We start from the raw sequence: 8975 nt of genomic DNA, 5'->3' as shown, positions 1-8975 counted from the left end.
CAAGCTGCTCAAAACACTGTTTTGAGGTTGTAGATAAGACTGACGAAGTCAGCTCAAAACACTGTTTTGAGGTTGTAGATAAGACTGACGAAGTCAGTCACATATATACGGTAAGGCGACGCTGACGTGGTTTGAAGAGATTTTCGAAGAGTATAAGTCTATAGTTTGAAACTATAACTAGCTCTTGAAAAGAAGAAAATGAGTTGATGAAAATAAGTGGTACAATAGTTACTATAGATTTGGAGGAATTGTATGAGCAAGGAATTACACATTAACACAATTTTGGCCCAGGCGGGCATTAAATCAGATGAAGCGACAGGAGCTTTGGTGACACCGCTTCATTTTTCAACGACCTATCAGCATCCAGAGTTTGGTCAGTCTACTGGTTTTGACTATACGCGTACTAAAAACCCAACTCGCAGTAAGGCTGAAGAAGTCTTGGCGGCTATTGAGTCAGCAGACTATGCGCTAGCGACTAGCTCAGGGATGTCAGCTATTGTACTGGCCTTTAGTGTCTTCCCAGTAGGAAGTAAGGTTTTGGCTGTCCGTGACCTTTACGGTGGTTCTTTCCGCTGGTTCAATCAAGTGGAGCAGGAAGGCCGTTTCCATTTTACCTATGCCAATACAGAAGAAGAGTTGATTGCCGAGTTAGAAAAGGACGTGGATGTTCTCTATATCGAAACACCAACCAATCCCTTGATGTTGGAATTTGATATCGAAAAACTAGCCAAATTGGCTCATGCTAAGGGTGCTAAAGTGGTGGTGGACAATACCTTCTACAGCCCTATCTACCAACGTCCGATTGAAGATGGAGCAGATATCGTTCTCCATTCGGCAACCAAGTATCTAGCAGGGCACAATGATGTCTTGGCTGGAGTGGTTGTGACCAATAGTTTAGAACTATACGAGAAGCTTTTCTACAATCTCAATACGACAGGGGCAGTCTTGTCTCCATTTGACAGTTATCAATTGATTCGTGGTCTCAAGACCTTGTCTCTTCGTATGGAGCGCTCAACAGCTAACGCCCAAGAAGTGGTTGCCTTTTTGAAGGATTCTCCAGCAGTTAAGGAAGTTCTCTACACTGGTCGAGGGGGGATGATTTCCTTTAAAGTAGCCGATGAAACACGCATTCCTCACATTTTAAACAGCCTCAAGGTCTTCTCTTTTGCGGAAAGTTTGGGTGGGGTAGAAAGTCTTATTACTTATCCAACGACACAAACTCACGCTGATATTCCAGCAGAAGTGCGCCATTCTTATGGTTTGACAGATGACCTCTTGCGTTTGTCTATTGGGATTGAGGATGCTAGAGATTTGATTGCAGATTTGCGCCAAGCCTTGGAAGGATAAGACAAAGATGGGAAAATATGATTTTACAAGCCTGCCAAACCGTTTAGGGCATCATACCTATAAATGGAAAGAAGCAGAAACGGATAGTGAAGTCCTACCAGCTTGGATAGCGGATATGGACTTTGTAGTCTTGCCTGAAATCCGCCAAGCCGTGCAAACTTACGCTGATCAATTGGTTTATGGCTATACCTATGCCAGTGAAGAGTTGATTCACGAAGTTCAAAAGTGGGAGGATACACAACACGGTTACCACTTTGACAAAGAAGCTCTTGTCTTTATCGAGGGTGTGGTACCAGCCATCTCAACAGCTATTCAAGCTTTCACAAAAGAAGGCGAAGCGGTTCTGATTAACACACCTGTCTACCCACCTTTTGCTCGCAGTGTCAAGTTGAACAACCGTAGATTGATTACCAATTCTTTGGTGGAAAAGGATGGTCTGTTTGAGATTGACTTTGACCGACTTGAAAAGGATTTGGTGGAAGAGGATGTCAAACTTTATATTCTCTGCAATCCTCACAATCCTGGTGGACGTGTTTGGGAAAAGGAAGTGTTGGACAAGATTGGCCAACTCTGTCAAAAACACGGTGTTTTCTTGGTTTCAGATGAGATTCACCAAGATTTGGCCCTCTTTGGTCACAAGCATCATTCCTTCAATACTGTCAACCCTGACTTTAAAGAATTTGCTATCGTCTTGACCAGTGCCACTAAAACCTTTAATATTGCTGGGACAAAAAATTCCTATGCAGTCATTGAAAATCCTAAGTTGCGAGTGGCATACCAGAAACGCCAGTTGGCCAATAACCAGCATGAAATTTCAGGCTTGGGTTATTTGGCGACAGAAGCTGCCTATCGATACGGTAAAGATTGGTTAGAGGAACTCAAGCAAGTCTTTGAAGACCATATTAATTATGTGGTAGATTTATTTGGAAAAGAGACTAAAATCAAGGTCATGAAACCGCAAGGAACCTACTTGATTTGGCTTGATTTTTCAGCCTATGATCTGACTGATGAAACATTACAAGAGCTTTTGAGAAATGAAGCCAAGGTTATCCTCAACCGTGGTTTGGATTTTGGAGAGGAAGGGAGTCTCCATGCCCGTCTCAATGTAGCTATGCCTAAATCCCTGCTGCAAGAAGTTTGTCAGCGGATTGTGACGACTTTTGGTAAACTTTAAAAATCCAGCCTTCTAGGAGAAAAGTCATCCTAGAAGGCTATTTTCATAGGGGAAAATATGGTATAATAAAAAGATAAGGTAAAGGTAAAAATATGGCTAAATTGATTCCGGGGAAAGTCCGTATCGAAGGCGTTGCCCTTTATGAAACTGGTAAGGTTGACATCATCAAGGAAAAGAACAATCGGCTCTACGCTCGCGTTGCAGAAGAAGAACTGCGCTATAGTTTAGAGGATGATTTAGTTTTTTGTGCCTGCGATTTTTTCCAAAAGAGGGGCTACTGTGTGCATTTGGCAGCGCTGGAGCATTTTCTAAAAAATGATGAGCGTGGTCAGAAAATCTTGCAGGGGCTGGAAGAAGGTCATGAAGAAAAAGAGGCCGTTGAAACCAAGGTGACCTTGGGTGGCAAATTTTTGGAACGAATCTTATCTCCAAAATCAGACCGAGCTTATGAATTATCGGCTGTGGGGCAGGTGGAAGCAGGAACCAATCATATCTTGTGGACCCTGAGAATCGGCCAAATCAATAGCCAAAAATACTATGTCATTCGAGACATTCTACTCTTTTTAAGGATTGTCGAGCAGAGAAAGTCTTATATGATTGGCAAGATTTATGAGGAGTCTCTTTCTTGGGAAGCCTTTGATGAGGCCAGTCAAGAACTTCTGACTTTCTTGCGAGGACTGATGGAGGAAGGACAGGCTCCAGACCTCTTTTTCCAAAACCAGGGTCGGCACCTCTTTTTCCCTCTAACTTTTTTTGAGCAGGGTGTGAATTTACTGATGACCTTGCCGCATTTTCAATTTGACCACCAAGTGGATAGCTACCATATCCTGCTTTTTCAGGATATGCATGCTGATGCCAATCTCTTTGCCTTTACAGTAACAGAATACTCGGATTATTTTGAAATGGAAATCAGTGAGAGTCTAAGGGTCAATGTCTTTTATCAGGGAGCTGTGCTTTTTCATAAAGGTCAGGTTTATTTTCTAAGAGACCAGCAGATGCGTCTTCTCAAGGAAATTAAAGCGTTGCCTGTGGATCAACATGGGAAAAAACACCTGCAATTTGATAGCAGTGACCGAGATAAATTGGCTTCTTGTTTAACTCTTTTTAACCAAATGGGCACCGTTTCAGCTCCAGAACGTTTACAAATCAAAACTTTTGCACCCTCTTTTTACTTTGACAGGGAAGAAGATAATCGGATTCGTTTAGAAATTCAGTTTGATTATGGAGATAAGCAGGTATCTAGCCGACAAGAGTTAGAAGAATTACCATATTCGAGTGATGCTGACTTAGAAGAAAGAGTTTTCCAAGTCTGTTTGCTTGCAGGTTTTGAAGCAGATTTTCAATCTTGGCGTCAGGCCCTAAAAGCAGAGTCTGTTTATCATTTTTTCCACGAAATCATTCCAGTCTTTGAAAAACTCGGGAATGTTGACCTATCAGACAAGTTAGAAGAGCTTTATAGCCTAGCGAGTCCTCAAGTGCAGATTGCTTCTAAGGGAGGTCTCTTGGAAATCCAGTTTGATTTTCAAGATATTGCCCAAGAGGAAATTGACCAAGCCATGCAGGCCTTGATTGCCAACAAGGATTTTTACATTGGTTCGTCTAACCAAGTCTACTTTTTCGATGAAGAAACCAAGAAAATTCGCCAAAATTTACAGGAACTGGGGAAATTTGAGTTAAAAGATGGGGCCTTACAGGCTCGGAAATCCTTGGCCTACAGTTTAGCCCATCTTTTTGAAGGGCGTGACCGTGTTTCTTTTTCACAAGAATTCCAGAATCTGGCTCACGACTTGACGCATCCAGAGGACTTCCCTAGACAAGCAACTCAGGTTCAGGCTGATTTGCGAGATTATCAGGAAAAGGGAATCGGCTGGCTACAAATGCTCCATCATTATGGTTTTGGTGGGATTTTGGCTGATGATATGGGATTGGGTAAAACCCTTCAGACCATTGCTTTTTTGACCAGTCAAGTGACAAAAGAAAGTCGGGTCTTGATTTTAGCTCCATCTGGTTTGATTTACAACTGGGCAGATGAATTTCAGAAATTTGCCCCACAGTTGGATGTGGCTGTTGTTCATGGTTTGAAAGCTAGTCGTGAGGAGATTCTTGCTGAGAGCCATCAAATCTTTGTGACGAGCTATGCTACCTTCCGTCAGGACAGTGAGCTTTATCAGGGGATGGCCTTTGACTTCCTTTTCTTAGATGAGGCTCAGGTCATGAAGAACGCCCAGACCAAGATTGCCCAGACCTTGAGACAATTTGTGGTGCCGTCGATCTTTGCCTTGTCAGGGACTCCGATTGAAAACCATCTAGGTGAGCTGTGGTCTATTTTCCAAATCGTCTTGCCAGGACTTTTGCCAAGCAAGAAAGAATTTATGAAATTGCCAGCTGAGCGAGTGGCTCAGTTTATCAAGCCTTTTGTTATGCGGCGCAAGAAAGAAGAAGTTCTGACTGAATTGCCAGACTTGATTGAAGTGGTTTATAAGAATGAACTGGAAGACCAGCAAAAGGCTATCTACCTAGCCCAGTTGCAACAGATGCGAGACCGTCTGGTTCAAGTTTCAGACCAAGAATTCCAGCGAAGTCGGGTGGAAATCTTGTCTGGTCTGATGCGCTTGCGCCAAATCTGTGACACCCCTGCCCTCTTTATGGAAGATTATCAGGGAGCCAGTGGCAAGCTGGATAGTTTTCGAGATTTACTAGTACAGGTGGCAGACGGTGGACACCGTGTCTTGATTTTCTCTCAGTTCAAGGGAATGTTGGAGAAAATTGAACAAGAATTGCCAGACTTGGGCTTGACTTCCTTTAAAATTACGGGTTCAACCCCAGCCAAGGAAAGACAAGACATGACCAAGGCCTTTAACCAAGGGGAAAGAGATGCCTTTCTGATTTCCCTCAAGGCTGGTGGTGTCGGACTGAACCTGACAGGTGCTGATACGGTTATCTTGGTTGACCTTTGGTGGAATCCTGCGGTGGAAGCGCAAGCCATTGGCCGTGCCTATAGGATGGGTCAGGAAGAAACGGTTGAGGTCTATCGCTTGGTAACCAAGGGAACCATTGAAGAAAAAATTCAGGAACTCCAAGAACAAAAGAAACATCTGGTGTCACAAGTATTGGATGGAACAGAGTCACGTGGCAGTCTGACCCTAGCAGAAATTAGAGAAATTTTGGGAATTTCTGAAGCCAGCACTTGAAAAATCAAGACAATACGCTATAATGAAGTGTTGAAAGGAAATAGAAAATGAAACAAGAACGATTTCCATTGGTGTCAGATGACGAGGTCATGCTGACTGAAATGCCAGTCATGAACTTGTACGATGAGTCTGATCTGATCAGTAATATCAAGGGTGAGTATCGAGATAAAAATTATTTAGAATGGGCTCCTATTACTGAAGAGGCGCCAGTAAAACCGATTGAAAAGCAAGTAGAGAAACCTAAAAAGGCTCCTTTAGGGGTTAAAAAAGAAGGAAAGAGCTATGCGGAGGTGGCGCGTGAAGAAGCGCGTGCAGACTTGAAAAAGAAACGCTCTGCTAACTACCTAACTCAGGATTTCAGCCGTACGAGACGTCATTCTAAATCAGGCCTTCTTAGACAGGGCAATCAACCGACAGCGCCTTTCCAAAAGGAAAATCCTGGTGAATTTGTCAAATATAGCCAAAAATTGACCCAGTCTCATTATATCTTAGCGGAAGAAGTCAAATCTATCTCTACCAAGAATGAAGAAGTGTCAGCACCTGCTCCAAAGAAAAACAACTATGATTTTCTAAAAAATAGCCAAATCTACAATAAAAAAAGCAAACAAACAGAACAAGAACGTCGGGTTGCCCAAGAGTTGAATCTGACCAGAATTACAGAATAGGGGAGGAAACATGTCAAAGACATATCATTTTATCGGAATTAAGGGATCAGGGATGAGTGCCTTGGCCTTGATGTTGCACCAAATGGGGCACAAGGTTCAAGGATCAGATGTTGAAAAATACTACTTTACTCAACGTGGTCTTGAGCAGGCAGGAATTACTATTCTTCCTTTTGATGAAAAGAACTTAGACGGTGATATGGAAATTATCGCTGGAAATGCCTTCCGTCCAGATAACAACGTCGAAATTGCCTATGCGGACCAAAATGGTATCAGCTACAAACGTTACCATGAATTTCTAGGTAGCTTTATGCGTGACTTTGTTAGCATGGGAGTAGCTGGAGCGCATGGAAAAACTTCAACGACAGGTATGTTGTCTCATGTCTTGTCTCACATCACAGACACTAGCTTCTTGATTGGGGATGGGACAGGTCGTGGTTCGGCCAATGCCAAATATTTTGTCTTTGAATCTGACGAATATGAACGCCACTTTATGCCTTACCATCCAGAATACTCTATTATCACCAACATTGACTTTGACCATCCAGACTATTTCACAAGTCTCGAGGATGTTTTCAATGCCTTTAATGACTATGCCAAACAAATTACCAAGGGTCTTTTTGTCTATGGTGAAGATGCAGAATTGCGTAAAATTACAGCCAATGCTCCGATTTATTATTATGGCTTTGAAGCAGAAGGTAATGACTTTGTAGCTAGCGATCTTCTTCGTTCTACAACTGGGTCAACTTTCACGGTTCATTTCCGTGGACAAGACTTGGGGCAATTCCACATTCCAACCTTTGGTCGTCACAATATCATGAATGCGACAGCCGTTATTGGTCTTCTTTACACAGCAGGATTTGATTTGAACTTGGTGCGTGAGCACTTGAAAACATTTGCCGGTGTTAAGCGTCGTTTCACTGAGAAAATTGTCAATGATACAGTTATTATCGATGACTTTGCCCACCATCCAACAGAAATTATTGCGACCTTGGATGCGGCTCGTCAGAAATACCCAAGCAAGGAAATTGTAGCAGTCTTCCAACCGCATACCTTTACAAGAACCATTGCCTTGTTGGACGAATTTGCTCACGCTTTGAACCAAGCGGATGCTGTTTACCTAGCGCAAATTTATGGGTCAGCTCGTGAAGTAGACCATGGTGACGTTAAGGTAGAAGACCTAGCCCAAAAAATCAACAAAAAACACCAAGTGATCACTGTTGAAAATGTTTCTCCACTCCTTGACCATGACAATGCTGTTTATGTCTTTATGGGTGCAGGAGACATTCAAACCTATGAATACTCATTTGAGCGTCTCTTGTCTAACTTGACAAGCAATGTTCAGTAGGATATTCTTATGGAAATTCCAATTAAGATCATTCAGGCAAGTAAGTCTGATTTGGCTGAGATAGAGGCACTTCAAACTTCGTCTTATCCAGCTGAAAAGCAGCAACCTTCCCATATTTTAGAAGAAAGTATCCGTAAGTGTGCGGATACCTTTCTTCTAGCTAGGGATGAAAATCAACTTTTAGGCTATATTCTATCAAGTCCCCAGTCAGACAATCCGCAATGTCTAAAAGTACATTCTTTAGTTATTGAGTCTGACCATCAGAGACAGGGCTTGGGAACACTTCTTCTTGCAGCCTTGAAAGAGGTGGCAGTTGAGCTGGAGTACAAGGGGATTCGTTTGGAGAGTCCTGATGAGCTGCTTTCCTATTTTGAAATGAACGGTTTTATTGATGAAGAAACTTCTCTTTATGAAACTAGCCAGGGTTTTAGTATGATTTGGTTTAATCCCTATTATCTGGAGGTACAATGAAAATCAGACAAGCAAGATTAGAAGATTTGGATCGTATCGTCGAGATTGAACTAGAGAATTTCTCGGTTGAAGAAGCCATTCCTCGATCTGTCTTTGAGGCACATTTGCGAGAAATTCAGACCTCTTTTCTGGTTGCGGAAAAAGAAGGAAGAATCATGGGTTATATAGAAGGGCCAGTTGCCCCTCACCGCCATCTGCAAGACCAGTCTTTTACAGAAGACATAAAAGACTATAGTCATGAGCCTGGTGGCTATATCTCTGTGACCTGTCTGTCTATTGCCAAAGAAGCACAGGGCCTCGGACTGGGTAAGAAATTGCTGACAGCCCTGAAAGAAGTTGCTCTTGAGGATAAGAGAGATGGCATTAACCTAACCTGTCATGACTATCTCATCGCCTACTATGAAAAACATGGATTTGTCAACGAAGGCTTGTCCCAGTCAACCTTTGCAGGGGAAACTTGGTATGATATGGTCTGGGAAGCTAATACTCTTCGAAAATCAAATTCAAACCACGTCAGCGTCGCCTTACCGTATATATGTGACTGACTTCGTCAGTCTTATCTACAACCTCAAAACAGTGCTTTGAGCAACCTGCGGCTAGCTTCCTAGTTTGCTCTTTGATTTTCATTGAGTATAAAATCCTAACAAACTCAATACTTTAGTAGTCTGATATGCCAATCTCATGAGGTCTTTTTATCATTTTCCATCACATCCTGACGCAAATATCTACTGCTATCTCTCATCAGCTTCATTTCTAGTAAATGAAAATCAAACTCGGAAGCT

7 protein-coding genes are annotated in these 8975 nt (G+C 42.5%); all 7 read left to right on the top strand.

Annotated elements, in window-relative coordinates:
- Window positions 1-252: 252 nt before the first annotated feature.
- The 7 genes from HT730_RS09090 (at window position 253) to HT730_RS09060 (ending at window position 8738) form a co-directional block, all read left to right on the top strand.
- Entirely contained in the window at window positions 253-1347 is a 1095-nt protein-coding gene (locus HT730_RS09090; protein WP_016399612.1) for a cystathionine gamma-synthase, read from the top strand.
- 7 nt (window positions 1348-1354) lie between these two features.
- The gene (locus tag HT730_RS09085) at window positions 1355-2521 is read left to right on the top strand and encodes a MalY/PatB family protein (protein ID WP_173307398.1); all 1167 of its coding nucleotides are present in this window, start codon (window positions 1355-1357) and stop codon (window positions 2519-2521) included.
- 92 nt (window positions 2522-2613) lie between these two features.
- Window positions 2614-5712, top strand: a complete 3099-nt coding sequence (locus HT730_RS09080; protein WP_173307397.1) for a DEAD/DEAH box helicase — start codon at window positions 2614-2616, stop codon at window positions 5710-5712.
- A 47-nt stretch (window positions 5713-5759) separates the two neighbouring features.
- Window positions 5760-6377, top strand: coding sequence for a cystathionine gamma-synthase (locus tag HT730_RS09075; RefSeq protein ID WP_173307396.1), 618 nt, complete (start codon window positions 5760-5762; stop codon window positions 6375-6377).
- A gap of 10 nt (window positions 6378-6387) precedes the next feature.
- Window positions 6388-7722: a UDP-N-acetylmuramate--L-alanine ligase gene (gene murC / locus HT730_RS09070; protein WP_173307395.1), complete on the top strand. Its 1335-nt coding sequence runs from the start codon at window positions 6388-6390 to the stop codon at window positions 7720-7722.
- Between the two features lie 9 nt (window positions 7723-7731).
- Window positions 7732-8193, top strand: coding sequence for a GNAT family N-acetyltransferase (locus HT730_RS09065; protein ID WP_173307394.1), 462 nt, complete (start codon window positions 7732-7734; stop codon window positions 8191-8193).
- Window positions 8190-8738, top strand: a complete 549-nt coding sequence (locus tag HT730_RS09060) for a GNAT family N-acetyltransferase (RefSeq protein WP_240151482.1) — start codon at window positions 8190-8192, stop codon at window positions 8736-8738. Before HT730_RS09065 ends, HT730_RS09060 begins: the two co-directional genes overlap by 4 nt.
- Window positions 8739-8975 lie beyond the last annotated feature (237 nt).

The sequence above is a fragment of the Streptococcus sp. k-628 genome (genome assembly GCF_013277475.1).
Lineage (GTDB): Bacteria > Bacillota > Bacilli > Lactobacillales > Streptococcaceae > Streptococcus.
This window is presented reverse-complemented; position numbering and strand designations above follow the sequence as displayed.

What these genes read in the sequence shown, in the direction of transcription:
- HT730_RS09060 (WP_240151482.1), top strand. Translation starts at nt 8,190, where the DNA reads ATGAAAATCAGACAAGCAAGATTAGAAGATTTGGATCGTATCGTCGAG.
- HT730_RS09075 (WP_173307396.1), top strand. Translation starts at nt 5,760, where the DNA reads ATGAAACAAGAACGATTTCCATTGGTGTCAGATGACGAGGTCATGCTG.
- murC (WP_173307395.1), top strand. Translation starts at nt 6,388, where the DNA reads ATGTCAAAGACATATCATTTTATCGGAATTAAGGGATCAGGGATGAGT.
- HT730_RS09065 (WP_173307394.1), top strand. Translation starts at nt 7,732, where the DNA reads ATGGAAATTCCAATTAAGATCATTCAGGCAAGTAAGTCTGATTTGGCT.
- HT730_RS09080 (WP_173307397.1), top strand. Translation starts at nt 2,614, where the DNA reads ATGGCTAAATTGATTCCGGGGAAAGTCCGTATCGAAGGCGTTGCCCTT.
- HT730_RS09090 (WP_016399612.1), top strand. Translation starts at nt 253, where the DNA reads ATGAGCAAGGAATTACACATTAACACAATTTTGGCCCAGGCGGGCATT.
- HT730_RS09085 (WP_173307398.1), top strand. Translation starts at nt 1,355, where the DNA reads ATGGGAAAATATGATTTTACAAGCCTGCCAAACCGTTTAGGGCATCAT.